The following is a 25324-nucleotide window of genomic DNA, read 5'->3' as shown; positions in this document are numbered from 1 at the left end:
GTCGGCCGAAATTGGCAGGCTGACCGGTGTGTCTTGGCCGGTCGGCGTCCCGGGGGGCACGGGTCCGTTGCGGCATGATGGGCGCATGGGGACCGAGGGAGCCGGCTTCCGGCTGATCGCGGGCCGTTACCGCCTGGAGGAACGCATCGGGCGCGGCGGCATGGGCGTCGTGTGGCGGGCGAGCGACCAGGTGCTGGGCCGTCAGGTGGCGGTCAAGGAACTCCTGCCCGACGACGCGCTCCCGGACGACGACGCTCGCCGCCGCCGTGACCGCACGCTCCGCGAGGCGCGCGCGGTCTGCCAGTTGCGGCACCCGCACATCATCGTCGTGCACGATGTGGTGGAGCAGGACGAACGGCCGTATCTCGTCCTGGAGTTGATCGACGGCGGTTCGCTCGCCGACCGGATCGACCGGGACGGGCCGGTCGACGCCGCCGAGGCCGCGCGGATCGGCATCGCCCTGCTGAGCGCGGTGCGCACCGCGCACGAGGCGGGGGTGCTGCACCGGGACATCAAGCCCGCGAACGTGCTGATCGAGTCGGGTACCGACCGGGTCGTCCTCACCGACTTCGGCATCGCTCAGGTCGAGGGCGCCACCACGCTCACCGAGACCGGCTCGTTCGTCGGCTCGCCCGAGTACACCGCGCCGGAGCGGATGTCCGGGCTGCGCACCGGGCCGGAGTCCGACCTGTGGTCGCTGGGCGCGCTGCTGTGCACGGTGCTCAGCGGCGAGTCGCCGTTCCGCCGCGACTCGCTCGGCGGCATCCTGCACGCCGTCGTCTCCGACGACATCCGCCCGCCGGCCGAGGCCGAGCCGCTGCTGCCCGTCGTCCTGGGGCTGCTGGAGCGCGACCCGGACCGGCGGCTGGGCGCGGCGGACGCCGAGCGGATGCTGTGGACGTATCTGGAGACCGGCCGGACGCCGCCCGCGCCGGGCGACCCGGGCCCGGCCGGGGCGCACGGCGGCGGGCTCATCCACCGGATCGGCGGGAGCCTCACGCCGAGGTCCCCGGCACCGTACACGCCGACGCAGTGGGACCTGCCCCACGGCGGACCGCCGCCGGCCGGCCAGGTCCGGCCGCCGCTCGAACCGCCCCCGGCGCGTTCCTCCCCGCGCGGCCTGCTGGTCGCGGCACTGCTCGTCGCCGCGCTGGCCGGGGCCGGCGTGTCGGCCGCGGCGCTGCTGCTGCACGGGAACGGGGACGGGGGCGGCGGCACCCCGGGCGGTACCGCGACGAGCCCGGCGACCAGGACCGGCACGGGTGGCACGGCGGTGTCCCCGTCGCCGACCGGCACGGGCCGGGGAGGTACGACCGCCTCCCCGTCGCCCACCCCCGGCGCCGGCTCGCGCACCGCGCCCTCCGGTTACCGCACGGCCCGTGACCCGGCCGGCTTCTCCCTCGCCGTGCCGGAGGGCTTCACCCGCAGCCCGGAGGGGCCGCGCGTCTTCTACCTCTCACCGGGCGGGACCTTCCGCCTGGGCATCCGGGTCGGCGGGTCCCAGCCGGGCGGCCCCGAGGCGGCGATGAACCGCTCCGCCGCCGACGGCCCCTCCACGAACCCCGGGTACCACGACGGCCGGGTCATCCGGACCACGCACCACGGGCACCCGGCCGCGCTCTGGGAGTTCACCTGGGACGGCTTCAGCGCGGCGGAGGGCCCGCGTCACACCTACGACCTGTGCTGGGAGGAGAACGGCCGGCTGTACGACGTGTGGGTGTCGGCGCCGGTCGGGCAGGTGCGGGAGGCGCGGGAGTACTTCGACGTGGCGGTCGACACGTTCTCGTTCACGGGCGTGTGACCGGTTCGCCCTCCCGGCGCGGGGCGGCGACCGCCCGCCCGGAGATCAGGCAGCCCTGAGCCCCCGGTACGCGCTCGGTGTGATCCCGAACTCCCGGCTGAACGCGTGCGAGAGGGCGTACGGGCTGCCGTACCCCGTCTCCCGCGCCACCGTGGCGAGCGGCGCGTCCGTCTCGCGCAGCCGGGTCGCCGGGTCGAGTCGCGCGGCGAACGGGCGGTGTTCGTCGGCGACCTGCTGCACAGCCCGGTGCAGATCCTGCGGCCCGGGTGCAGCAGCTGCTTCTGCCTCGACCCCGGGCAGGCGGCGCGCACCCGGCAGCGGGTGCTGCAACGGGCGGCGGAGGAACGGGCGTTGGTGGTCCCGGCGCATTTCGGCGGGGCCGGGGCGGTGGAGGTGCGCGAGGCCGCGCACGGCTTCAGCCTGCACCGGTGGGCCGCGTGACCGCCCACCTCCGCTCCCCGGTCCTGTCCCCGACCTCCCGCTTCGACAACGGCGTGGTGCGCACGGTACTGATGTGACATGACTGAAGACGGCGAACACCCGCCCGACGCACGTCTGGTCGGCGGTCGTTACCGGCTGGCCGGGCGCCTCGGTTCCGGGCCGTCCGGGACCGTGTGGCGCGCCCGGGACGAACAGGGGCAGGCGCTGGTCGCCGTCAAGGAGCCCCTGCTGCCCGGCGATCCTGCCGTCGACGAGGACAGCCGGCGCATCGCGCACCGCCTCCACCACGAGGCCCGCGCCGCCACCCGGGTGCGGCACCCCTCGGCCGTGACGGTGTACGACGTCGTCACCGAGGACGGCATCCCGTGGATCGTCATGGAGCTGGTGGCCGGCGAGTCCCTGCGCGAGGTGCTGCGCCGCGGCCCGCTCCCCGCCGAGGAGGCCGCGCGCATCGGGCTCGCCGTGCTCGGCGCGCTGCGCGCCGCCCACGCCGTCGGGATCGTGCACCGGGACCTCAAACCGGCCAACGTGCTGCTGGAGTCCGGGACCGGGCGGGTCGTCCTCACCGACTTCGGCATCGGCGACGGGCACGCGGAGGACGCGCCCGCCGGCTTCGTCGCGCCCGAGCGGGCGGCGGGGCCCGGTGCCGGCCCCGCCTCCGACCTGTGGTCCCTGGGCGCCCTGCTCCGGGTCACCCTGGGCGACACGGACCCCGGCCCGCTGGGCCCGCTGCTGGACCGGCTGCACGCCGACGAGCCGGCGGCCCGGCCGGACGCGGCGGAGGCCGAGGCCGCGCTCCGCGAGTGCCTGGGGCTCACCGCCGTACCGGAACCGGCGCGCGAACCCCGCCCACCGGCCGCCGACCCGGCCCCCGAGCCGGCCCCCGAGCCGGCACCGGCCGCCGCCCCCGGCCCGGAATCCGACCCCGACCCGGCCCCCGACCCCGCGACCGCGCCCGAGCCGGCGCCCCGCCGTACCCCCCTCGCCGCCCTCGGGCTCCTGCTGGCGAGAAAGACCGAGATCGACTGATCGGGGGTGCGGTGCTCCGGCCCAACGCCCTGATCAGCGCATTCGCTGCCAGTGATCACTGGCAGCGTGTGAGCACTCGGTGAATCCGCGTTACCGACGGGTACACAAAGCCTCCGCCGCGGCATACCCTGCGCGTCATGACGGACACGCAGGCCCCGGACACCGCCGGTACCAACCCGCTCGCGCCCGCGCCCGAAGGCGCCCGCACCGCCGCCGACGTGGTCACCCCGGAGTTGGTGGCCCAGCTGACCAAGGGCGTCGTCGGCTCCGGCCGCACCGCCAACCACACCCCGTTCACCGGCGAGAAACTGGCCGATCTGCCCGAGTCCGGCCCGGAGGACGTCGCCGAGGCCTTCGGGGCGGCCCGCGCCGCCCAGGCCGTGTGGGCGAAGGTCCCGGTCCGGCAGCGGGCCGCCGTCCTGCTCCGCTTCCACGACCTGCTGCTGGAGCGGCAGGCCGAGGTCCTCGACCTGATCCAGCTGGAGACCGGCAAGGCCCGCCTGCACGCGCACGAGGAGGTGCAGGCCGTCGCCGTCGCGGCCCGCCACTACGGCCGCCGGGCCGCCGCCTACCTGAAGCCCAGGCGGCACGCGGGCGCCGTGCCGACGCTGACGAAGGTCACCGAACTGCGCCACCCGCGCGGGGTGGTGGGCCAGATCGTCCCCTGGAACTACCCGCTGGAGCTGTCCGTCGGCGACGCCCTGCCCGCCTTCGCCGCAGGCAACGCCGTCGTGATGAAACCGGACACGGAGACCTGCCTCACCGCGCTGTGGGCCCGTGACCTGCTCATCGAGGCCGGCCTGCCCGAGGGCGTCTTCCAGGTGGTCCTCGGCGAGGGCCCGGTCGTCGGCCCGGAGCTGGTCAAGCACGCCGACTACGTCTCCTTCACCGGCTCCACCCGCACAGGCCGCGAGGTCGCCGTCGGCGCCGCCTTGCGCCTGGTCGGCGTCTCCCTCGAACTCGGCGGCAAGAACGCCATGCTGGTGCTGGAGGACGCCGACATCGAGAAGGCCGCCGCCGGAGCCGTACGCGCCTGCTTCTCCTCCGCCGGCCAGCTGTGCATCTCCATCGAGCGGCTCTACGTCCACGAGTCGGTCGCCGACGCCTTCCTGGAGCGGTTCGCCGCCCGCACCAAGGCCATGCGGCTCGGCAACTCCCTCGCCTACGGCGCCGACATGGGCTCGCTGGTCGGCGAACGCCAGCTCCAGACCGTGCGGCGGCATGTCGAGGAGGCCGTCGCCAAGGGCGCCAAGGTGATCGCCGGCGGGGTGGCCCGCCCCGACGTCGGCCCCTACTTCTTCGAGCCCACCATCCTCGACGGCGTCGAGAGCTCCATGGCCGTCTGCGAGGAGGAGACCTTCGGCCCGGTGGTCTCGATCTACCGGTTCAAGAGCGACGACGAGGCCGTCGAACGCGCCAACGCCACGCCGTACGGCCTGAACGCCTCCGTGTGGACGACCGACGCCCGCCGCGGCCGGGACGTCGCCGCCCGTCTGCGCACCGGCACGGTCAACGTCAACGAGGGCTATGCCTCGGCCTACGGCAGCGTCCAGTCCCCGATGGGCGGCATGAAGGACTCCGGTCTGGGCCGCCGCCACGGCTCCGAGGGCCTCCTCAAGTACACGGAGGCCCAGACCGTCGCCCAGCAGCGGCTGCTGCCGATGGCGCCCTCGCTGGGGATGGACGACGAGTCCTACGCCCGCTTCATGAGCACGAGCCTGAAGCTGATGAAGGCATTCCGGTTCCGCTGACCGACCCGGGGGCGCGGGCAACCGCGACCGGCCACGACGACCCGCAGCCGCAACTCGACGAGGAGTACACGTGCCGCAAGACGCCTACGACTACGACGTCCTGATCGTCGGCTCCGGCTTCGGCGGCTCGGTGTCCGCCCTCCGGCTGACCGAGAAGGGGTACAAGGTCGGGGTACTGGAAGCCGGACGCCGCTTCACCCGCGCCACGCTGCCGAAGAACTCCTGGGACCTGAAGAACTACCTCTGGGCCCCGAGGCTCGGCATGTTCGGCATCCAGCGCATCCACCTGCTGGGCAATGTGATGGTGCTGGCCGGCGCGGGCGTCGGCGGCGGCTCCCTCAACTACGCCAACACCCTCTACGTGCCGCCGAAGCCCTTCTTCGAGGACCCCCAGTGGCGGCACATCACCGACTGGCAGGAGGAGCTGGGGCCGTACTACGACCAGGCCCGGCGCATGCTCGGGGTGCGGCTCAACCCCACCATGACCCCCTCCGACGTCCACCTGAAGGCGGCGGCCGAGCGGATGGGCGTCGGCGACACCTTCCACCTGGCCCCGGTAGGCGTGTTCTTCGGTGACGGCGAGGACGCCGACGGCAAGGCCAAGGCCCGGCCCGGCGAGCGGGTGAGCGACCCGTACTTCGGCGGGGCCGGCCCCGACCGGAGGGCCTGCACCGAGTGCGGCGAGTGCATGACCGGCTGCCGGCACGGCGCGAAGAACACCCTCAACGAGAACTACCTGTACCTCGCCGAGAAGGCCGGCGCCGTCGTGCACCCCATGACGACGGTCGTGTCCGTCACGGACGACTCGCGCGGCGGCTACGCGGTGGCGACCCTGCCGACGGACCGGAAGAAGACGGGCGAGGGCCGGCTCTTCACCGCCCGCAAGGTGGTCCTCGCGGCGGGCACCTACGGCACCCAGACCCTGCTGCACCGCATGAAGGCCGGCGGCCAGCTGCCCTACCTGTCCGCCCGGCTCGGCGACCTGACCCGCACCAACTCCGAGGCCCTGGTCGGCGCGCAGACCGACAACCGCCGCTACCGCAGGGCCACCGGCGCGCCGCGGGCCGACTTCACGCGGGGCGTCGCCATCACGTCCTCGATCCACCCCGACGAGAACACCCACATCGAACCCGTCCGGTACGGCAAGGGCTCCAACTCGATGGGCGGCCTGTCCATCCTCCAGGTGCCCTACGCCGAGGGCTCCTCGCGCGTCCTCGCCTGGCTGGCGAACGCGGCCCGGCACCCGATGCTGGTCGCCCGCTCCCTGTCCAACCGGCGCTGGTCGGAGCGGACCATCATCGGCCTGGTCATGCAGTCCCTGGACAACTCGCTGACCACGTACCTCAAGCCCGGCGGCATCGGCAGGGGTCTGCTCACCGCGCGGCAGGGACACGGCGCGCCGAACCCCAAGCAGATCAGGGCCGCGACCGAGGCCGCCTCCGCGCTCGCCGCCGAGATCAACGGCTTCGCCGGCAGCAACGTCGGCGAGCTGATGGGCACCCCGCTCACCGCGCACTTCCTCGGCGGCTGCCCCATCGGCGACTCCCCGGAGACGGGCGTGATCGACCCGTACCACCGGCTCTACGGCCACCCCGGCATCTCGGTCGTGGACGGCGCCGCGGTCTCGGCGAACCTGGGGGTGAACCCCTCGCTGACGATCACCGCGCAGGCCGAGCGGGCGATGTCGTTCTGGCCGAACAAGGGCGAGGAGGACCCGCGGCCGGCGCCCGGAGCGGCGTACGAGCGGCTCAAGCCGGTGGAGCCGAAGACCCCGGCGGTCCCGGCGGACGCGTTCGGCGCGCTGCGGCTGCCGTTCCTGGGGATGCCGGCGGTACCGCCGAAGAAGTGACCGGGCGGGCATCCGCCGGCCGGCCGGAACGGCACAGAGGGACCTGCATCCCCCTCCGAAGGCAGGTCCCTCTCACCGTTTTCTTGATCCGCAGGTTTGATCAGCGAAAAGCGTGAAGGGTTGCTCCGGAGACCCGGGATTCGCGTGTGAACTGAGTCACATCCTGGGGGTGGGCATGACGAAGGGCCCCGCGGGACGGAGAGGCCGCGGGGCCCTTCTTCCGGTCAGCACCGGCGTCAGGGCAGCGCCGGTGCCGGGGAGCGGCGCCGGGGGTCGCGCCGCTGGTTCCTGTGCCCTGTGTGTGGTTGTCGGTGTTCCGCCGGCCGGCCCCGGGCGTCCCCGGAGCCGGCCGTTCTCTTGGGTGACCGGGCTGCTGTCCCCTGCCGTCCGGTCACTTCCCGGAGCGAGGTCCCACGGCGTACGGCACGACCCGTACGCCTCATCGCTCCAGCGAGCCACGCGTGGTTCTTTCGGGCCCGCCCCTGGCTGGCACGGACACCCCCCTCAACGAAGCGGTGCGCGGACCGGTCACGCGCCGTACGGGTGAGAGCGGGACCGAACTCAGATACGACCCCGGCTCAGCTCCAGCAGGGTCATGGCCAGCGCGGTGCCCGGCTTGCCGAGCGCGTCCCGGTAGCGGCCGAGGATCTCCATCTCGCGGGACAGGTGCACCCGCCGCCCGCCGGAGGCGATACGGGTCTGCTGGACGACGGCGGAGACGGCCATCCGCTCCTGCACGAGACCGATGATCCGGTCGTCGAGCGCGTCGATGCGGTCACGGGCGTCGGCGATGATCGCCTCCGGCGCGGCGTCCTGCGCGTCCGGTGCGGTGTCCGGTGCGGTGGTGGTCATGTCGGGCTCCTCGCTGGGATGAGTGCCCCGGAACGACACGGCCCGGAGAAACGACAGGCGCCCCGGGCCTTGTCGGCCCGGGGCGCCTGGGAAGTCGCTTGGCGTCAGCTCAAGCAGCACGACCATGGCAGCCGGCGGGCCGGGTGCCATAGGTAAAGACGAAGGTCGAGTGCTTGCGCATGCGGTCAGTATGCCACGGCGGCTTCCCTCGGAAGGTCTCCCCGGCCACCCCGTTAGAATCGGAAGCACAGACCCCCGCCCGACCACCAGAAGGCACCCCGTGTCATCAGCGACCCAGTCTGCCGCCACCCCCGACACCGTCCTGGTCGTCGACTTCGGCGCGCAGTACGCCCAGCTCATCGCCCGACGCGTCCGCGAGGCGCGGGTCTACAGCGAGATCGTGCCCAGCACCATGCCGGTCGCCGAGATGCTCGCCAAGAACCCCGCGGCGATCATCCTCTCCGGCGGCCCCTCGTCCGTGTACGAGGAGGGCGCCCCCACCCTCGACCGTGAGATCTTCGAGGCCGGCGTCCCCGTCTTCGGCATGTGCTACGGCTTCCAGCTCATGGCGCAGGCCCTCGGCGGCACGGTCGACAACACCGGCGCCCGTGAGTACGGCCGTACGGACCTGCACGTCTCCAGGAACTCCTCCACCCTCTTCGAGGGCACCCCGGCCGAGCAGCACGTGTGGATGTCGCACGGCGACGCCTGCTCCGCCGCGCCCGAGGGCTTCACGGTCACCGCCTCCACGGACGTCGTCCCGGTCGCCGCGTTCGAGAACGACGACAAGAAGCTCTACGGCGTCCAGTACCACCCGGAGGTCATGCACTCCACGCACGGCCAGCAGGTGCTGGAGCACTTCCTGTACCGCGGTGCCGGTCTGGAGCCGAACTGGACCACCGGCAACGTGATCGAGGAGCAGGTCGAGGCCATCCGCGAGCTGGTCGGCGACAAGCGCGCGATCTGCGGCCTGTCCGGCGGCGTGGACTCCGCCGTCGCCGCCGCCCTCGTCCAGAAGGCCATCGGCTCCCAGCTGACCTGCGTGTACGTCGACCACGGCTTGATGCGCAAGGGCGAGACCGAGCAGGTCGAGAAGGACTTCGTCGCGGCGACCGGCGTGCAGCTGAAGGTCGTCGACGCCGAGGAGCGCTTCCTCAAGGCGCTCGCCGGGGTCAGCGACCCCGAGGAGAAGCGGAAGATCATCGGCCGGGAGTTCATCCGCGTCTTCGAGCAGGCGCAGGCCGAGATCATCGCCGACGAGGGCCCGGCCGTGGAGTTCCTGGTCCAGGGCACCCTCTACCCGGACGTCGTCGAGTCCGGCGGCGGCACCGGCACCGCGAACATCAAGTCGCACCACAACGTCGGCGGCCTCCCCGAGGACCTTGAGTTCAAGCTGATCGAGCCGCTGCGCAAGCTGTTCAAGGACGAGGTCCGCATGGTCGGCCAGGAGCTGGGCCTGCCGGAGGAGATCGTCCAGCGCCAGCCCTTCCCGGGCCCGGGCCTCGGCATCCGCATCGTCGGCGAGGTCACCAAGGAGCGGCTGGACCTGCTGCGCGAGGCCGACGCCATCGCCCGCGAGGAGCTGACCGCGGCCGGCCTGGACCGCGACATCTGGCAGTGCCCGGTGGTCCTGCTCGCCGACGTCCGCAGCGTGGGCGTCCAAGGCGACGGCCGCACCTACGGCCACCCGATCGTCCTGCGCCCGGTCTCCTCCGAGGACGCGATGACGGCCGACTGGTCGCGTCTGCCGTACGACGTGCTGGCGAAGATCTCCACCCGCATCACCAACGAGGTCCGTGACGTCAACCGGGTCGTCCTGGACGTGACGAGCAAGCCGCCGGGCACCATCGAGTGGGAGTAGGCCCTACGCGCGCCTGAGGGTGCGCAGGGGCTCACCGGGCCTCCAGACCTGGGTGACCAGATACGTGTCGTCCTCGACGTAGGTCCGTACGACCTCCGTCAGCTCGGTGCGGAAGAGGTGGAACGGCTGCGGCGGTTCCACCTCTTCCACGTACGCGGCCCTGGCCCGGCCGTCCTCCACCTCGTACGCCCGCCCGCCGACCCGGACGTCCCCGCCGCCCATGTCCGTGCCCGCGCCCGGGTTGGCCTGGAGGGCGAACCGGGGGTCGCGGCGCAGGTCGAGGGCTTTCACCGAGCCCGGCATCATGCCGAGCCACAGCTCCCCGCCCAGGAAGCGGACCTCGATCCCGCAGGTGCGGGGCGAGCCGTCCCTGCGGAGGGTCGCGAGGACATGGTGCCGGTAGGCGCCGAAGCGCTTCTCGGCGGTCCTCGCCAGACCGGGTACGGCGGTGCTGAAGGCTGTCCAGTTCATACGCGCCAGTCTCACCGGCAATCCCGACATCCCCTGTCGGGTATGCGCGGCATCTTCACAGCACGGCTCTGCCCTTTCGCGCCGGACGGCGGTACCTTCCGGCCCGTACCGCAATCCCCGTACGGGAGGATCCATGCACGGGCCCACGCCGCCCCTGCCGCTGCCCACCGACCGGCTCCGGTTCGCCATGCCGCCGATGCACGACTCGCCCGAGGACGAGCGCCGGTACCGCAAGGAGCGGCTCGCGGGCGCCCTGCGGATCTTCGGGCGGGCGGGGTTCGAGGACGGTGTGTCGGGACACATCACGGCCCGCGACCCGGAGTTCACCGACTGCTTCTGGGTCAACCCCTTCGGGATGCCGTTCAAGCACGTCACCGTCGGCGACCTCGTCCTCGTCAACCAGGACGGGCAGGTCGTCGAGGGCCGCTACCACGTCAACCAGGCCGCGTTCACCGTGCACGCCCAGGTGCACGCCGCCCGCCCCGACGTCGTCGCCGTCGCCCACTGCCACTCCGTGCACGGCCGCGCCCTCGCCGCCCTCGGTGACCTCATCGACCCCATCACCCAGGAGAGCTGCGCCTTCTACGAGGACCTCGCCCTGTACGACGCCTACACCGGCGTCACCGTGGACGCCGAGGAGGGCCGCCGGATCGCCGCCGCGCTCGGCTCCCGCAAGGCCCTGGTGCTGCGCAACCACGGGCTGCTCACCGTCGGCGACTCGGTCGACGCGGCGGCCTGGTGGTTCCTCTCCCTGGACCGGTCCTGCCAGGTGCAGCTGCTGGCGAAGGCCGCGGGCCGCCCGGTGCCCATCGACCACAAGCTCGCCGTCGCCACCCGCGAACAGCTCGGCGGCGACCTCGTGGCCTGGATCAACTACCAGCCCCTGTGGCAGGACATCAGCCGCGGCGAACCGGACCTGCTCGGCTGACGCGCCGCGGGCGGTGCGGTCCGTGACCGGTCCGCCACCAGGTTGACACGGCGGTACCGGCTTCACCCCCGGTGACCCGGCCCCGGCGCGCCGAGGGCCCGGCGTAGGGCACAATTCGCTGTCATCACAGGGGAGTTGCCCGGCCGTCGTACCCCACCACGGGGCCGGCGGCCGGATCGGCAGGTCGCGGGGAAGGCGGGCGTCGGGCGTGGCGGTGCAGGAGGCGGGAGGGCACACGGATGCCGACGGCGTCCACGAGGGCGGCTGCGTCTGCGGGGACTGTCCGCACGGCGCCCGCGAGGGACACCGGCGGGCCGTCGCCGCGTTCCTGCGCCGGCGCGACGAGTTCGCCGCCGGCCGGGGACTGCCCGCGGCCGTCGCCCACTCCGCCTCCGCGTCCCGCCAGTGGGTCTCCGAGGAACTGACCCAGCGGGCCGAGGCCGTCGCCGAACAGAGCCGGGCCGAGGGCGCGGCCCGGCTCGCCCGGCTGTGGCTGCGCACGCTGTACGCGGTCTGGGGCGCGGTCATCGCGCTGCTGCTGGCCGAGGCGCTCACCGCGATCGGCGCGGGCTGGACCGGCGCCCGCACCGCGGCCCTGCTCGCCGCGCTCGCCGTCGCCGCCGCGCTCACCACCGCCTGCTTCTTCCACCGGGCGCGCGGCGGAGCGCTCGCACCGGTGATCGGCGAGGACAACCGCCTGTCCACCTCCCGTACCGTCGCCGCCTGCTGGGTCCTGTTCGTCGCGTACGCCGTCCTGCTGCTCGCCGCCCGTCTGGCCGCCGCCTCCGACCACGCCGAACGCGACGCGCTGCTCGTGGGCCTCGACCTGGCGCGCGGCGCCGGCGTGGTGACCGTCCTCGCCGTGGTGTGCGGCGTCGCCGTGCTGGTCCGCCGGGTGGTGGGCCTGCGCATCCTCGCCCAGCGGCTGCAAAAGGTGCCCGCCCACCGCCCGCGCGCCGCCGACCTGCTCACCGACGACTCCGGCCGGGGCGCCTTCACCGACATCCAGTACGTCGCCATCAGCGCCGTCGCCCTGATCTTCGCCGCCGTCCGACTGGCCCGCCGCCCCGACCAGCTGCCCGACCTCCCCTGGGGCCTGGGCGTGATCGTGCTGATCTCGGCCGCGACCTACCTGGCCGGCAAGTACGCCGAGGGCGGCCGGCCGGTGATCCTCTCGGTGGTCCGGGCCCGCGAACCCGGCGACCTCGACGGCCCGATCCGCACCGGCGACGACATCGAGATCCGCGGCAGCGGCTTCGTACCGCCCGGCGCCCAGAGCGCCGACCGGCTCTCCCGCATGGTCGTCCGCATCGGCGCGGTCGACGTGCACGTCCCCCTGGTCCCGGTCACGGGCGGCTTCCGCAACCCCACGGACAACGCCCTGACCGTGCCCGTACCGGCCGAGGTGGAGCCCGGCGCGGTGGAGGTGCAGGTGGTGACCGCGGCCGGCGTGACGACCAACCGGTGCGTCGTCCAGGTGACGGAGTGAACGGGTGACGGAGTGAACGGGTGGGGGAGTGAACGGGCGGGGGGACGGGTGATGGGGTGAACGGGTGACGGAGTGAACGGCCCGTCCGGAGACGGGTTTTCGTCCTTTCGCCCGGCTCCTTCCGTGATCCTCGCTACAGTTGCCGCCAACCGCGGCCGGCGCCGCGGACGCGGTGGGGGGTACGGGGATGCGGGAACTGAGCGCGCCGATACGCGCGATCATCCATGCGGCGATGTCCGAACCGGACGCGCTGAGGCTGTGGTCGTCCGTCGCGCCGGAAGAGGTACTGGCGTCGGAGACCCACCGCAACATCGCGCTGCACGTCTTCGACCACCGCGACCGGCTCACCCCGGCGCACGCCGCCGCGGACCCGGACGTCCTCGACGCCGTGTACCTGACGGCCACCTACTACCTGGAGCGCTTGCAGCACCTGCCCGAAGGGGAGAGCTGGGAGGGGTACGCCTGCACCTTCCTCTTACGGATCGTGCACGCGGTGCGGCCCGCCGCCGTACCGCAGCCGCTGCGCGACGCCTTCGCCGAGCGCCCGCCGGAGGACGTGCCGCCGTACGAGACCGTGCACGCCGTGGGCAGGACACTGCTCGCCGCCGGCACCGCCGGGAAGGACCCGGAAGCGGTCCTGGCGGCCGGTGTGCTCCTGGCGCACGCCTGGGAGGAAGCCCGCGGCGGGGAGTCCGGGCCGCACATCGCCTTCGGCTTCGCCACCGGCCTCGTCGCGATGGCCGACCTCGGCGTCGGCCCCGAGGACGCGCGAGCGCGCGGGATCACCCTCATGCGCCTGGCCCTCGCCGAGCTGCCCGCCGACGACCAGTTCCGCGACGCGATGCTGGCCGCCCTCGCGTCGGAGCTGGCCAAGGCCCCGCGTCCGGCGCCGGACGAGGCAGGTCTGGCGGCCGACGTGACCGCCTACATGCGACAGGGCGGCTTGGAACGCCTCGAAGCGGCCGTCGACCGGCTCCGCACGGCCCTGGCCACGACCGCGACCGGGGAACCGGAGCACAGCCTGCGCCGCGCCGAACTGGGGCAGGTGCTGCGGATGCGGTTCGAGAGCACGGGCGAGCTGACCGACCTCGACGCCTCGGTCACCGAGCTGCGGGCCGCACTCGCGAGCGGGGCGCTGGACACCGAGAGCCGGGCGTCGGTCGCTTCCTTCCTCGGCCTCGCCCAGCTCGACCGGTACGTCCACTCCCAGGACCCCGCCGACCTCGACGCGGCCACGAGCGCCGTCCGGGACGGCTGCGACCCCGCCGTGGCCGCCTCGCCGGCCCACCCCCAGCGGCTGACCAACCTGGCCGCCGTCCTCACCGCGCGCTTCGACCGGTACGCGCGCGAGGCCGACCTCGACGAGGCCGTCGAGCACCTGACCTACGCCGTGAGCGCCACGCCGCCGGACCAGCACGACCACCCCGTGATGGCGGTCAAGCTGGCCGTCGCGCTGCGCAGACGCGGCACCCACCGGCGACGGCCCGCGGACCTGCGCCGGGCCGAGGAGATCCTGCGGCGGATCGCGGACGGCTCCCCGGGCACCGGCCCCACCCGGCAGCTCGCGCGGATGGAACTGGCGGAGCTGCTGGCGGAGCGGGGCACGCTCTTCGACGACGAGCGGGACGTCGCCGACGCCGTCGACCAGTACCGCGCCACCGCTCTCACCCCCACCGAGGACATCCGCACCCGGCTGCGCTCCGCCTACGGGTGGGGCGTCCACGCGGTCGCGCTGGGCGCCCTGGACCTCGCCCGCGAGGGCTTCCGCCTGGCGCTGACCGACCTGCTGCCCAAGCTGACCGGTCCCGCGCTGGGCCGGGAGTCGCAGGAGACCCGGCTGCGCGAGGTGTCCTCGCTGGCCACCGTCGCCGCGACCGCCTCCGTCATGGCCGGACGGCCCCGGGAAGCACTCGTCCGGCTGGAACAGGGCCGCGGTGTCCTGCTGGCCCAGGCCCTGCGGCTGCGCGGCCGGCACGACGACCTCTACGCCGCCTCACCCGAGCTCGCCGAACGGTTCGAGCGGGTCTGTGCCGAGCTGGTCGCGCGCCAACGCGGCCCCGAGGAACGCAAGGCGGCGGCGGCCGAGTTCGACCAGGTGGTCAGGGACATCCGCGCCCTGGAGGAGTGGCAGGACTTCCAGGAGCCGCTCGGCTGGGAACGGCTGAGCGAGGCCGCGGCAGACGGTCCCGTGGCCGTGGTCAACGTGTCCGCGTGGGGCTGCTTCGTGCTGCTCGTGACCCGGCCGCCGGGCCGGCCCGGCCGCGTGGAGACGCTGACGCTCGACGTCACCCAGGACGACATCGACCGACGCGCCGGAGCCTTCCGCGCCGCCGTGACCCGGCTGAGGGAAACGACGGGCCGCGAGCGCCTGCGGGCGGACAGGGAGCTGAAGGACACGCTGCGCTGGCTGGGGGCCCGCATCGTGCGTCCCGTCCTCGCTCACCTGGACCTGGCCGCCCCGGCGGACCCCGGCGTGCCCCCGCCGCGGCTGTGGTGGTGCCCGACCGGGGTGCTGTCCCTCCTCCCGCTGCACGCCGCCGTGCTGGAGGAGGGGCCCGACGGGCCGGTGTACACCCACGACCGGGTCGTCTCCTCGTTCACCCCGACCCTGGGCGCCCTGCTGCACGCCCGCTCCCAGCCGGTCACCGGCGAGAACCCGGCCTCCCTCCTGGCCGTGGCCGTGGACGTCGGCGGCGCGCACCCCCCGCTGGCCGCCCTGGACGACGAACTGGCCGTCACCGGCGGACTGCCGGGCCGCCGGGACGTGCTGCGCGGCACCGAGGCCACGCCCCGGGCGGTGCTGGCCGCGCTGCGCGGACACACCCACGCCCACCTGGCCTGCCACGGCGTACGGGACCCCGGGGACCCCGCGCGCAGCCGACTGCTCCTGCACGGCGGGGAACTCACCCTGAGCGAACTGGCGGGGGAACGGCTGACGGACGCCCGGTTCGCCTACCTCTCCGCCTGCCACAGCGCCGCACCCGGCGAGGAACTGGCCGACGAGGTCATCTCGGTGGCCTCCGCCTTCCAGCTCTGCGGCTACCGGCAGGTGATCGGAAGCCTGTGGACCGTCGACGACCGGATGGGCCCCCTGCTCGCCGCAGAGGTGTACCGCCACCTCGCCGCCCCCGGCACCCCGCCCGCCGCCGTCGCCCTGCACCGGGCCATCGGTGTGCTGCGGGAGCACCCCCGCTACCGCGATCCGCTGTTCTGGGGCTCGGTCATTCACCACGGACTGTGAGGAGTTGCCCGGTGGACGACGAACGCAGACTCCGCGCCGACTTCTGCGCGGCGCTCGAATGGCTGCCCGAGGAGCAGGAGGCAGCCGCACTGCGCGCCGCCGTGCGGTCCGTGCTCGACGGCACGGCCACGGTACGGCAGGCGATCGACGCCCTGGGTGTGCCGGAGCACGTCCTGACCGGCCCGGAGAGCGCGGTACGCGGCTGGGAACCGGGTGACTCCCTCCTCCCCGGCGCCGTGGCCCGCGCCGGCGGTGAGGTCTACCGCTGCCCCGAAGGCTGGTGCGGGCTGAACGAGCCCCGCCGGCCGAGCGGCACCATCCCGGCCGGCGGGCGCTGCTGGCTGCACGACAGACCGCTGCGCGTCGTGGAGGCCTGACCGGTGGCCCCGGTCCTCGACGGACTCGGCGAGAAGCTGGCCGAGAAGTGGCTGACCGCGCTGGCGGCCCCCGGCCTGCTGTTCGTGGGAGCCACCGCCACCGCCGCCGTCCTCGGGCACACCCACGCACTCGACTGGTCCCTGCTCCGCGGGCGAGCCGGCCACTGGGCGACGACGGCGGGACACTGGTCCACTGGCGGACAACTCGCCGCCGCGGCGGTCCTCATCCTCGCCGCCGTGGCCGTCGGCACGCTGGTCCGCACGTGCGGCGACGGCGCCGTACGGATCTGGACGGGAGACTGGCCCGGCCCCCTCCGACCGCCGGCCCACCGGCTGACCGCCCGCCGCGCACGGCGCTGGGACGATCTCCAGACGGACATCGAGCGACTGCGCACCCCCCGTCCGGCCCGCGACCGGACAGCGGACGTCCGCCAGGAGATCGACGCGTTGACCGTCCGCCGTGACCGCATCGCGCTCGCGCGGCCGACGCGCCCCACGTACACCGGCGACCGCCTCGCGGCCACCGTCGTCCGCGTGGACACCCAGTACGGCATCGACCTCGCCGCCTGCTGGCCCCGGCTGTGGATGGTGCTGCCGGAGGACGTGCGGACCGAACTGCGCACCGTCCGGACCCGCTTCGACACCGCCGTCGTGGGCTCCGTCTGGGCCGCCTGCTACGCCGTGCTCGGGTGTTTCTGGTGGCCGGCCGCCGTGGCCGCCGTCGTGACCGGGCTCCTGGCGCGGCAGCGGGTGCCGCAGGCCGCGGCGGCACTCGCCGAGCACGTGGAGTCCGCGGTCGACGTCCACCTGCGACGACTGGCGGAGGAGATCGGGCTCACCGGACTGGCCGACGGACCGCCCGACCGCCGCCTGGGTCTCGCCCTGAACCGCATCGCCCGCAAGGCCACGTGAGACCGGTGCGAGGCCCGCGGGAAGCCCGGCCCCGCTGTTCACGTCGACGCCCGAATTCCGGAAAATGGTTCAGGACAGGATTGAACGGGCTCCCTTCGTCATACGTATGGTCACGTGAGGGGTGCTTCGGCGGGCGAGAGGCGGCTGGCGGCGATGACTCACGGGATGCGGACGGGCATGCACACCACCGGGCTGGACGGCCACCGCACCTGGCGGGAGACCGCCAGCCACTACGCCCTGCTGCCACTGCGCGTCTTCCTCGGCGTCACCTTCGTCTACGCCGGTCTGGACAAGCTCACCGACAGCGCCTTCATGAAGTCCGGCGGCACCGGCTCCATCGGCGACACCATGCGCGCGGCCCGCGACTCCGCCGCCATCCCGGCCCTGGTCGACCTGGCTTTGAAGAGCCCGGTCGGCTTCGGCTACGCCATGGCCCTCGGTGAACTGGCCGTCGGCATCGGCGTCCTGCTCGGCCTGTTCGGCCGGCTGGCCGCACTCGGCGGCGCGCTGATCTCCCTCAGCCTCTGGCTGACGGTGAGCTGGGCGACCACCCCCTACTACTACGGCAACGACCTCGCCTACCTGATGGCCTGGCTCCCCCTGATCCTCGCCGGCACCCCCTACCTCTCCCTCGACGCCGCCTGGCGGGCCCGGCGCCGAATGACCGGCGGCTACCGCTGACCGCCCTCGGCGCCGCCCCGTCTGCGTATCCCCCGGGCCAGCGCCGCCGTGACGCCGGCCAGGCAGAGCCCGCCCACGACCAGCGGGACGACCGCGAACCACGGTGTCTCCCACAGACCGCCCGCGTCTCCCGCGAAGGCCACCGCGGTGGCGGTGAGGAAGAGCCCGGCGACCAGCTTCCCGGGCTGGAACTCATGACGCAGCACGGCTGACCTCCACCTGTCCCACTCCGACGCCGAGCGTCAGATCCAGCGTGCCGCCCTTCCCGGCGCCCTTGGCCGGCGTCAGCGTCACCTCCTCGTGCCTTCCGGGCCGCACGTCCACGTCCTTTCCGCTGTCCCCGGGCAACCGGATGTCGCCGACCCCCACATCGATGCTCAGCCGCACCGCCGCGCCCGCCGGCACGATCACCTTCAGCTGTCCCGCGCCCACCCGGACGTCCGTCGCGACCGTCTGCCCCTTGACCGGGTGCACCCGGGTCAGGTCCAGGGTGCCCCGCCCGGTGCCGAGGTCGTACCCGGACCGGAGCTGGGCCGCCGCGACCGGCTTCCAGGACGTCTCCCGCCAGTCGGTGGTGATGTCCCGGGGCAGCGCCGCCGCCCCCGCGAGCAGCCCCGCCGTGACCAGGGCCAGGAACACCGTGCCGGCCCCGGTGCGGCCCAGGAACGCGCTGAGCGCGATGCCGAGCCCGAACACCGCGAGCGCGCACGCCAGTCCGGTCTGGAGGCTGGTGCCCAGCGGGTGCGTGTCCCAGCCGAGCGCCGTGCCCAGGCCGCCCGCCAGCAGGGCGAGCAGGAACACCCAGCCGCCGATCCAGCGTGGGCCGCGCGGTCTCGGGGGCGCGGCGTGCGGCGGCGTCCGTATCGCCCCGGGGTGGGTCCAGGGGTTGGGTACCCCGACGTCCACGACCGAGGTCAGATCGCGCTCGCGGGCGTCACCGGGCCCCCACAGATAGCCGGTGCCGCCGACATGGGTACCGTCCTTGACGATCGGGTCCCGCCACCAGGAGGGGTAGGTGGTGACGACCGGCGGCGCCTGGGCCTCCGGTGGGGCGTCGGCCGCGGCCTGCGCGGCCAGGGGGTCGGGGTCGGGGGCGCCACGGCGCCGCGACCAGTACCCCGCGCCGGCGAGCAGCAGCGAGAGCACCGTGGCGAACGCCAGCACCCCGCCGTTCCTCAGCATCGTCAGGAAGATCCCGCAGCCGACCAGGGCGAACAGCACGGCGGCCAGCGCCTGGCCGTCCACCCGGCCCGTGAAGAGCTTGCGCAGCTCGTTCTCCTCCTCGTCCTGGTACGGCACCAGGAGCCAGGCGAAGCCGTAGAAGATCAGGCCCAGACCGCCGGTCGCGGAGAGCACGGCCAGCGTGATCCGGAAGATGACAGGGTCCATGTCGGTCTGCCGGCCGAGTCCCGCGCACACGCCCGCGATCATCTTGTGCCGGCGGTCGCGCCGGAACCGGTCGGGCACCTCGGCGCCCTCCTGCGGCTCCGGCTCGTGCGTGGGGGAGTGGGGGCCGGCGCCGGCCGCTCCCGTCTCGTCCGTCGCGGCGGGCGCGGCATCCGTCGGCCCGGTGCCCGGGACCGGGCGCGGGCCGGGGCCGGGTCCCGGACCCGTCGCGGCGTGCTCGTGATCCGTCATGCGTCCATGGTGACGGCCCGGCCGCCGCGGCGGCAGTCGGGACGACCCTGGGCCAACCCTGAAATCGGCCCTGAGACGGGGCGGGGAAGCGTTCGAGCGGCACCGGCCGCCGCGCACCGCCCGCCGAACCGCCCACCCGGACCGGCCCCGACGGAAGATCAGGGGCGTCTCGGGGGCAGACCCTGATGCCCCCTCCCGCCGCTCGTGTGACCATCGTTGGCATGCCGGAAGCCGCAAGCCTGCCACTCGACGACCCGCGGCCCCCGCGCAAGCTCTACCGCAGCAGCGACGGACGCTGGCTCGGCGGGGTGGCGCGGGGCCTCGCCGGGCATCTCGGGCTGCCCGTCGTGTGGGTGCGGCTCGCCTTCGTCGGCCTGTTCATGGCCGACGGACTCGGAGCGCTGCTGTACGCCGCGTTCTGGTTCTTCGTGCCGCTCGGCGTCGGCGGCGTCGGCGACCAGAAGCCGTCGCTGGTGGGCACGGAGGCCTCGCCGGACGGCCGCCGCAGACTGGTGGCCCGCAAGCCGGACCGGGGCCAGATCGTCGCGCTGCTCCTCATGGTCATCGTGTCCGTGGTCTTCGTGGGCAGCGTGAACCTGGGCAGCGCCACCAAGGCGTACCTGGTGCCCGCCGTGCTCGTCGCCGCCGGTGTCGCCCTGGTCTGGCGGCAGGCGGACAACGCCCGCCGGGCCCGCTGGGCCGAGGCCGGCCGCCGGCGCCGCACCCTCACCCTGCTCCGCGCGGCCGGCGGCGTCCTGCTCGTCACGGCCGGCGTCTCCGCCATCTTCGTCCTCCAGGGCTCGACCGCCCACCTCGGCGCCGTTCTTCAGGCCGCGCTCGCCGTCCTCGTCGGCATCACCCTGCTCGCCGGCCCCTACCTGGTCCGCATGACCCAGGATCTGTCCGAGGAGCGCCTGATGCGCATCCGCGCCCAGGAACGCGCCGAGGTCGCCGCCCATGTCCACGACTCCGTGCTGCACACCCTCACCCTGATCCAGCGCAACGCCGACAACGCGGGCGAGGTGCGCCGCCTCGCCCGCGCCCAGGAGCGCGACCTGCGCACCTGGCTGTACAAGCCGGAGGGCACCGGCAAGGACGAGGCCGACGAACCGGACACGGTCGCCGAGGCGGTGCGCCGCAACGCCGCCGAGGTGGAGGACAAGCACGGCGTGCCCATCGAGGTCGTGATCGTCGGCGACTGCCCGCTGGACGAGAAGACCGGTGCGCAGATGCAGGCCGCGCGCGAGGCGATGGTGAACGCCGCCAAGTACGGTGGCGAGGGCGGCGCCGTACAGGTCTACGCCGAAGTCGAGGGAAGGACGGTCTTCGTGTCCGTGCGGGACCGCGGCCCCGGCTTCGACCTCGACGCGATACCCGCCGACCGGATGGGTGTCAGAGAATCGATCATCGGCCGCATGGAGCGCAACGGCGGCACGGCCCGGCTGCGGGCGGTGCCGGGCGGCGGCACCGAGGTCGAGCTGGAGATGGAGAGGGCGGAGAAGACGTCATGAGCGACGCGACCGAGGCGAACGGCACGGCGGGAGCGGCGGAACCGGCCGAGGCCGGCCGGACCGGCGGCGGCGCGGGCGGGCGGCACGTACGGGTGGTGCTGGTGGACGACCACCGTATGTTCCGTACCGGCGTCCAGGCCGAGATCGGCCAGACCGCCGAGACCGGGGTCGAGGTGGTCGGCGAGGCCGCGGACGTCGACCAGGCCGTCGCGGTCATCACCGCCACCCGGCCCGAGGTGGTCCTGCTCGACGTCCACCTGCCGGGCGGCGGCGGGGTCGAAGTGCTGCGCCGGTGCGCCGCGTTGATGGCGGACGCCGAGCAGCCGGTCCGCTTCCTCGCGCTGTCCGTGTCGGACGCGGCGGAGGACGTGATCGGGGTGATCCGCGGCGGCGCCCGCGGCTATGTCACCAAGACCATCACCGGTACCGACCTGGTCGACTCGATCTTCCGCGTCCAGGAGGGCGACGCCGTCTTCTCCCCGCGGCTGGCCGGCTTCGTCCTGGACGCCTTCGCCTCCACCGACGCCCCGCCGGTGGACGAGGACCTGGACCGCCTCACCCAGCGGGAACGCGAGGTGTTGCGCCTGATCGCCCGGGGCTACGCCTACAAGGAGATCGCCAAGCAGCTCTTCATCTCGGTGAAGACGGTCGAGTCCCATGTCTCGGCGGTCCTGCGCAAGCTCCAGCTGTCCAACCGGCACGAACTGACCCGCTGGGCGACCGCGCGCCGGCTGGTCTGACCCCCACGGTCCCGCCCCGCCCCGACCCTCCCCGCGGCCGGCCCTCACTCCACCCTTGTCGCCCCCGCGAACGGCATCTGGTCGATCGGGGCGAGACGGACCGGTGCCGACGGGTTGGGGGCGTGGATCATCTGGCCGTTGCCCACATAGAGGCCGACGTGACTGATCCCGGAGTAGAAGAACACCAGGTCCCCCGGCTGGAGTTCGGAGCGGGAGACCCGCCTGCCCGCGTTGATCTGGGCGTAGGTGGTGCGGGGCAGGGAGATGCCGGCGGAGCGGTAGGCGGCCTGGACCAGCCCCGAGCAGTCGAAGGCGTGCGGGCCGGTGGCGCCCCACACATAGGGGCTGCCGAGCTTGCTGTAGGCGTAGGCGACGGCCGCCGCCGCGCGGGAGGTCGGGGCGGCGGTGGTCCCGGGCCGCACCAGCGGCTGCCGCGCGCCGGCGGCCGACCGGGAGGCGCGGGCGCCCGTACCGCCGGCACCGGTGACCTCGCTCCGCTGCGGCGCAGTCAGCCGTGCCAGCAGCCGCCGGGCCTCGTCCAGCTTGCCGGTGACGGTCCTCTTCTGCCGTCTCAGCTCCGCCTGCCGTGACCGCAGCGACGCCACCTCGACGCGCGCGGCTCCGCGTAACCGCTCGATCTCCCGCAGCTGTTGGCGCACCCGGGAGACCGCGGCGGCCTGCCGGTCACCGGCCCGCTCCGCGAGCGCGGCGCCGTCCAGATACCGGTCGGGGTCGCTGGAGAGGGCCAGTTGCCAGGCCGGGGCGATGCCGCCGTCCCGGTACTGCGCCGCGGCGATCGAACCCAGTGCTTCCCGGGCCGCGTTGAGCTTCGTCTGCTTGCGGGCGGTCTCGTCCTGGAGCGCGCTCAGCCGCCGCTGGCCGGCGTCCGCCTCCTCCTTCGCCCCGTTGTACTTCTCGGTGGCGGCCTCGGCCTCCCGGTACAACGTCTCCACCCTGGCCTTCACCTGCGCCGGCGTCAGCTGTGGTTCGGCGTGCCCCGTCCCGTCGAAGGCGGTCGCGGTGGCCGCGCCCGCCAGGGCGAGAGTGGCGGCCGTCCGGGCCGTATGGCCGCTGAGCGGGCGTTGCGGGCGCTTGCGGTGCGCTGCCACCTGGACCGTCACGTCCTTCCGTACGACTCGCACGACCGAGCGGTCGGTACGCCCCGCGGCGGCCCGCACAGGGGAGCGGGCCGCCGCCGGGCCTTTCTCGGCGGTGGTGTCCGACTGCCGCCCCTGGCCCGGGCGGCGGTGGGGAGCCGGTCACCTGGGGGAGGACGCTAGGCCGGACGGTGACGAGTGGGTAACGCGGTGTGCGGAACTGGTTCGGACGGATCGGGACGTGACCGTATGTGACCGTGCGGGCGGGCTGGAGTCGTCACCTTTACGGAGCGTGCTGACCGAAGAGCGGAAAGGGGGACTGGCGGGGGAGGTGAGGTGCTATGGGGCGCATATATGCAAGATCACTCGGACCGGGGCGTCGGTCGCCGGGGGTGTGGATGGGTGTGGTGACGGAGGGTCGCCGGGGGTGCGGTGACGGAGGGGCGCGGGGGTTGGTGGGCCCGGTGACGGGTGGGTCGGAGGGGGCTGGTTAGGCTCCGGCTCCATGGACGTACTCATCCATCTCTTCGTCGGCCTGCACATCATCGGCATCGCCGCGCTGCTCGGCGGTTTCCTCACCCAGATGAAGGCGATGGGCCAGGGCACGGCCCGGTTCGTGCCCGGGATGCTGCACGGCGCGCTGACGATGCTGGTCACCGGCGTGGCGCTGGTCGGCCTGAACCAGGCCGACGACCACCACGTCAACAACATCAAGATCGGCGTGAAGCTCGCCCTGCTGATCGTGATCCTCGGCCTGGTCTACGTGAAGCGCGACGAGGAGCGGATCGACAAGGGCCTCTTCGGGCTGGTCGGCCTGCTGACCACGGCCAACATCTTCATCGCCGTCCTGTGGACCTGATCGCCGTCTCCGGATTCGCCGGCCTCTGGATCTGAGCCTCGGCGCGGCTCGGGGTCAGCCCGGCCGCACCACGCTGTGGACGGCCGCCCCGATGCCGGAGACCGGTTCCTCGCGGACGTACGCACCCGGCCTGGGCGCGTGGATCATCATGCCGTCGCCGGTGCAGAGTCCGACGTGGCCGGCGTCGTCGTGGAAGAAGACGAGGTCGCCGGGGCGGGCGTCGGCCGGGGCGACCGGAGTGCCGGCGTCGGCCTGCTCGCGCGCGGTACGCGGGAGGGTGACGCCCGCGGATTTCCAGGCGGCCTGGGTGAGGCCCGCGCAGTCGTAGGAGCCGGGGCCCGCTGCGCCCCACACGCAGGGCTTGCCGACCTGGGCCCGGGCGAAGGCGATGGCTTTCCTGGCCTTGGTCGCGTAGGTGCCGGATGGTGCGGCGGCGGGCGGTACGGCGGCGGGCGGTGTGGCGGCGGCTGGTGCCGGGGTGGCTGGGGTCGGCGTGGCGAACGGCACGGTGCTGGGCGGTACGGCGGCGGTGGCCGCGGGGGTGGCATGTGCGGCGGGGAAAGGCGCAGCCGTAGAAGCCGTGGCAGTGGAAGCCGTGGCGATGAAGGGCGCGGCAGTGGCCTGTGCCGTCCGCTGGGACAGCAGCACGCGCGCGTGGGCGAGCTTTTTTTGCACGGTCGCCTTGGCCGCCTTCGGACCGTTCACGGCCACTTCCGCCTGACGGTCCGTGGGCGGAGCGGAGGGGGTGTCCGGCACAGGCGCGGTGGCGGTCATGTCCAGGGCAGACGGGGTAGCGGTCATGTCCAGGGCGGACGGGCTGGCGACCGTGCTCGGAGTGGGCACGGCGACGCCCGTGTCCGGAACGGGCGCGGGAATGGCCGTACCCCCTACAGGGCGGGCCATGGCGGTGTCCCCGGCGGGCGACGTCATGGCCGCGCCCCGGGCGCTGATCGTGCCGCGCTGGGCCGGGATCATGGGACGCTGTCCGGCGAGGCCCCGATGCTGAGCGCGGCGGGCGACCTCGTCCCGGAGCCGCTGGAGGCTGTCAGCGGGTCGTCGTGAGGTCGCGGCCGACTCGACCCGCTCGCCTCCCTCGGCGCCCCGATCGACCAGCGCGGCGCCCCAGTCGCCTCGCTCGGCTCCCCGCTCGGCTCGCCAGCTCTCGCGGTCGGCCCGTCTAGCCCTCCGGTCCGCACCCCCGATCCCCTGGCCGGCACCCCCGACGCCCCGATCGACCAGCGCAGCGCCCCGGTCGGCACCCCCGGCCCCCCGATCGACCAGTCCGGTCCCCCGGTCGGCTCGCCCGGCCCCCCGGTCGCCCCGGCCCCCGTTCCTTCCCGCGGTCGTCGTCTCTGTCGCTGATTCGGCTCGGCGGTAGAAGTCCTCGATCTTGCGTTCGATCTCCTCCTGGCTCGGGCGGCCCGGGACGGCCGAGGGGGCGGCCCCGGCCGTCTGGGAGAGCACGGCCACGGAGGTGAGGGCGGCGGTGGCGAGGGCGGGGGTGCGGACGCCCGCTCCCTCTGCTCCGCCGGGACGCGGCTGGGTTCCGCCGGGGCGCGGCTTGCGGTGCGACGCCAAGGGAGGCGACTCCTTCCGTACTGCCGCCTGCCGGGGTCGGCGGTGGGGGTACCCAGGCCTTGGTCAGGGGTCCGGGAGGATTCGGGCGGTGCCCGGAAGGGTTGCCCTACGGCGTCGTCCCGGGCGGGAGCGGCCGATTCACCCCAGGATCGGTGGGTCCCCGGCTCCGGGCACCGCGCGGGGCGTGCCGGATTCGGCGGAGGCCGCGCGGCCCGGCG

21 protein-coding genes and 1 pseudogene are annotated in these 25324 nt (G+C 74.0%); 15 read left to right on the top strand and 7 right to left on the bottom strand.

All coding sequences use genetic code 11. The features are described from left to right. Window positions 1-85: 85 nt before the first annotated feature. Entirely contained in the window at window positions 86-1801 is a 1716-nt protein-coding gene (locus AQJ11_RS11780) for a protein kinase domain-containing protein (RefSeq protein ID WP_059262986.1), read from the top strand. Window positions 1802-1846: 45 nt separating this feature from the next. On the opposite strand, the pseudogene AQJ11_RS11775 reads toward AQJ11_RS11780, so the two are convergent. Beyond that, window positions 1847-1990: pseudogene (locus AQJ11_RS11775) on the bottom strand (helix-turn-helix domain-containing protein); the annotation flags it as partial. A gap of 27 nt (window positions 1991-2017) precedes the next feature. Between AQJ11_RS11775 and AQJ11_RS11770 the strand changes: the two are divergent. From AQJ11_RS11770 to AQJ11_RS11755, 4 genes are all read left to right on the top strand, one after another. Continuing rightward, window positions 2018-2242, top strand: coding sequence for an MBL fold metallo-hydrolase (locus tag AQJ11_RS11770; protein WP_059262985.1), 225 nt, complete (start codon window positions 2018-2020; stop codon window positions 2240-2242). A 78-nt stretch (window positions 2243-2320) separates the two neighbouring features. After that, window positions 2321-3271, top strand: coding sequence for a serine/threonine-protein kinase (locus AQJ11_RS11765; RefSeq protein ID WP_059262984.1), 951 nt, complete (start codon window positions 2321-2323; stop codon window positions 3269-3271). Between the two features lie 137 nt (window positions 3272-3408). Continuing rightward, window positions 3409-5022, top strand: coding sequence for a succinic semialdehyde dehydrogenase (locus AQJ11_RS11760; RefSeq protein ID WP_059262983.1), 1614 nt, complete (start codon window positions 3409-3411; stop codon window positions 5020-5022). 70 nt (window positions 5023-5092) lie between these two features. Then, window positions 5093-6871 carry a GMC oxidoreductase gene (locus AQJ11_RS11755; RefSeq protein ID WP_058081597.1) on the top strand — a complete coding sequence of 593 codons (1779 nt, stop codon included), beginning with the start codon at window positions 5093-5095 and terminating at the stop codon, window positions 6869-6871. 561 nt (window positions 6872-7432) lie between these two features. On the opposite strand, the gene AQJ11_RS11750 is transcribed toward AQJ11_RS11755, so the two are convergent. Next, window positions 7433-7723: a chorismate mutase gene (locus AQJ11_RS11750; protein WP_014674442.1), complete on the bottom strand. Its 291-nt coding sequence runs from the start codon at window positions 7721-7723 to the stop codon at window positions 7433-7435. Window positions 7724-8003: 280 nt separating this feature from the next. Here AQJ11_RS11750 and guaA point away from each other — a divergent pair, with 280 nt between their 5' ends. Continuing rightward, a complete protein-coding gene (guaA, locus tag AQJ11_RS11745; RefSeq protein WP_014674443.1) occupies window positions 8004-9584 on the top strand; it encodes a glutamine-hydrolyzing GMP synthase in 1581 nt (526 codons plus the stop codon). A gap of 3 nt (window positions 9585-9587) precedes the next feature. On the opposite strand, the gene AQJ11_RS11740 is transcribed toward guaA, so the two are convergent. Beyond that, the gene (locus AQJ11_RS11740; protein WP_059262982.1) at window positions 9588-10055 is read right to left on the bottom strand and encodes a pyridoxamine 5'-phosphate oxidase family protein; all 468 of its coding nucleotides are present in this window, start codon (window positions 10053-10055) and stop codon (window positions 9588-9590) included. Between the two features lie 133 nt (window positions 10056-10188). Between AQJ11_RS11740 and AQJ11_RS11735 the strand changes: the two genes are divergently transcribed. The 6 genes from AQJ11_RS11735 (at window position 10189) to AQJ11_RS11710 (ending at window position 17683) form a co-directional block, all read left to right on the top strand. Next, window positions 10189-10983 (top strand): class II aldolase/adducin family protein, encoded by a 795-nt coding sequence (locus AQJ11_RS11735; RefSeq protein ID WP_014674445.1) that lies wholly within the window; start codon window positions 10189-10191, stop codon window positions 10981-10983. Between the two features lie 208 nt (window positions 10984-11191). Then, a complete protein-coding gene (locus tag AQJ11_RS11730; protein WP_059262981.1) occupies window positions 11192-12472 on the top strand; it encodes a hypothetical protein in 1281 nt (426 codons plus the stop codon). A gap of 232 nt (window positions 12473-12704) precedes the next feature. Beyond that, window positions 12705-15713 carry a CHAT domain-containing protein gene (locus AQJ11_RS11725; RefSeq protein WP_244218195.1) on the top strand — a complete coding sequence of 1003 codons (3009 nt, stop codon included), beginning with the start codon at window positions 12705-12707 and terminating at the stop codon, window positions 15711-15713. Window positions 15714-15724: 11 nt separating this feature from the next. After that, window positions 15725-16090, top strand: a complete 366-nt coding sequence (locus AQJ11_RS11720; protein ID WP_014674449.1) for a hypothetical protein — start codon at window positions 15725-15727, stop codon at window positions 16088-16090. Window positions 16091-16093: 3 nt separating this feature from the next. Next, window positions 16094-17002, top strand: a complete 909-nt coding sequence (locus AQJ11_RS11715; protein ID WP_059262979.1) for a hypothetical protein — start codon at window positions 16094-16096, stop codon at window positions 17000-17002. Between the two features lie 153 nt (window positions 17003-17155). Beyond that, window positions 17156-17683 (top strand): DoxX family protein, encoded by a 528-nt coding sequence (locus AQJ11_RS11710; RefSeq protein ID WP_175252240.1) that lies wholly within the window; start codon window positions 17156-17158, stop codon window positions 17681-17683. On the opposite strand, the gene AQJ11_RS11705 is transcribed toward AQJ11_RS11710, so the two are convergent. Together AQJ11_RS11705 and AQJ11_RS11700 are read right to left on the bottom strand one after the other, a co-directional pair. Then, window positions 17674-17889, bottom strand: a complete 216-nt coding sequence (locus AQJ11_RS11705; RefSeq protein WP_014674452.1) for a hypothetical protein — start codon at window positions 17887-17889, stop codon at window positions 17674-17676. The genes AQJ11_RS11710 and AQJ11_RS11705 overlap by 10 nt on opposite strands. Continuing rightward, window positions 17876-19321 (bottom strand): PspC domain-containing protein, encoded by a 1446-nt coding sequence (locus AQJ11_RS11700; RefSeq protein ID WP_208616481.1) that lies wholly within the window; start codon window positions 19319-19321, stop codon window positions 17876-17878. Before AQJ11_RS11700 ends, AQJ11_RS11705 begins: the two co-directional genes overlap by 14 nt. 221 nt (window positions 19322-19542) lie before the next feature. On the opposite strand from AQJ11_RS11700, the gene AQJ11_RS11695 reads away from it, so the two are divergent. Continuing rightward, window positions 19543-20832, top strand: a complete 1290-nt coding sequence (locus AQJ11_RS11695) for an ATP-binding protein (RefSeq protein ID WP_058081602.1) — start codon at window positions 19543-19545, stop codon at window positions 20830-20832. Then, a complete protein-coding gene (locus AQJ11_RS11690) occupies window positions 20829-21572 on the top strand; it encodes a LuxR C-terminal-related transcriptional regulator (protein WP_058081603.1) in 744 nt (247 codons plus the stop codon). Before AQJ11_RS11695 ends, AQJ11_RS11690 begins: the two co-directional genes overlap by 4 nt. Window positions 21573-21616: 44 nt before the next feature. On the opposite strand, the gene AQJ11_RS11685 is transcribed toward AQJ11_RS11690, so the two are convergent. After that, entirely contained in the window at window positions 21617-22681 is a 1065-nt protein-coding gene (locus AQJ11_RS11685) for a C40 family peptidase (protein ID WP_208616492.1), read from the bottom strand. A gap of 493 nt (window positions 22682-23174) precedes the next feature. Here AQJ11_RS11685 and AQJ11_RS11680 point away from each other — a divergent pair, with 493 nt between their 5' ends. Then, window positions 23175-23528: a hypothetical protein gene (locus tag AQJ11_RS11680; protein ID WP_014674457.1), complete on the top strand. Its 354-nt coding sequence runs from the start codon at window positions 23175-23177 to the stop codon at window positions 23526-23528. A 54-nt stretch (window positions 23529-23582) separates the two neighbouring features. On the opposite strand, the gene AQJ11_RS52645 is transcribed toward AQJ11_RS11680, so the two are convergent. Then, window positions 23583-24503, bottom strand: a complete 921-nt coding sequence (locus AQJ11_RS52645; protein ID WP_059263098.1) for a C40 family peptidase — start codon at window positions 24501-24503, stop codon at window positions 23583-23585. Window positions 24504-25324 lie beyond the last annotated feature (821 nt).

Source organism: Streptomyces corchorusii (assembly GCF_001514055.1).
In the GTDB taxonomy this organism is placed as follows: domain Bacteria; phylum Actinomycetota; class Actinomycetes; order Streptomycetales; family Streptomycetaceae; genus Streptomyces; species Streptomyces olivaceoviridis.
This window is presented reverse-complemented; position numbering and strand designations above follow the sequence as displayed.

Bases quoted from the DNA above. Each gene is read 5' to 3' on its own strand.
- AQJ11_RS11780 (WP_059262986.1), top strand. From the start codon at position 86: ATGGGGACCGAGGGAGCCGGCTTCCGGCTGATCGCGGGCCGTTACCGC.
- AQJ11_RS11765 (WP_059262984.1), top strand. From the start codon at position 2,321: ATGACTGAAGACGGCGAACACCCGCCCGACGCACGTCTGGTCGGCGGT.
- AQJ11_RS11760 (WP_059262983.1), top strand. From the start codon at position 3,409: ATGACGGACACGCAGGCCCCGGACACCGCCGGTACCAACCCGCTCGCG.
- AQJ11_RS11750 (WP_014674442.1), bottom strand. From the start codon at position 7,723: ATGACCACCACCGCACCGGACACCGCACCGGACGCGCAGGACGCCGCG.
- AQJ11_RS11740 (WP_059262982.1), bottom strand. From the start codon at position 10,055: ATGAACTGGACAGCCTTCAGCACCGCCGTACCCGGTCTGGCGAGGACC.
- AQJ11_RS11735 (WP_014674445.1), top strand. From the start codon at position 10,189: ATGCACGGGCCCACGCCGCCCCTGCCGCTGCCCACCGACCGGCTCCGG.
- AQJ11_RS11725 (WP_244218195.1), top strand. From the start codon at position 12,705: ATGTCCGAACCGGACGCGCTGAGGCTGTGGTCGTCCGTCGCGCCGGAA.
- AQJ11_RS11710 (WP_175252240.1), top strand. From the start codon at position 17,156: ATGACTCACGGGATGCGGACGGGCATGCACACCACCGGGCTGGACGGC.
- AQJ11_RS11700 (WP_208616481.1), bottom strand. From the start codon at position 19,321: ATGACGGATCACGAGCACGCCGCGACGGGTCCGGGACCCGGCCCCGGC.
- AQJ11_RS11695 (WP_058081602.1), top strand. From the start codon at position 19,543: ATGCCGGAAGCCGCAAGCCTGCCACTCGACGACCCGCGGCCCCCGCGC.
- AQJ11_RS11690 (WP_058081603.1), top strand. From the start codon at position 20,829: ATGAGCGACGCGACCGAGGCGAACGGCACGGCGGGAGCGGCGGAACCG.
- AQJ11_RS11680 (WP_014674457.1), top strand. From the start codon at position 23,175: ATGGACGTACTCATCCATCTCTTCGTCGGCCTGCACATCATCGGCATC.
- AQJ11_RS52645 (WP_059263098.1), bottom strand. From the start codon at position 24,503: ATGATCCCGGCCCAGCGCGGCACGATCAGCGCCCGGGGCGCGGCCATG.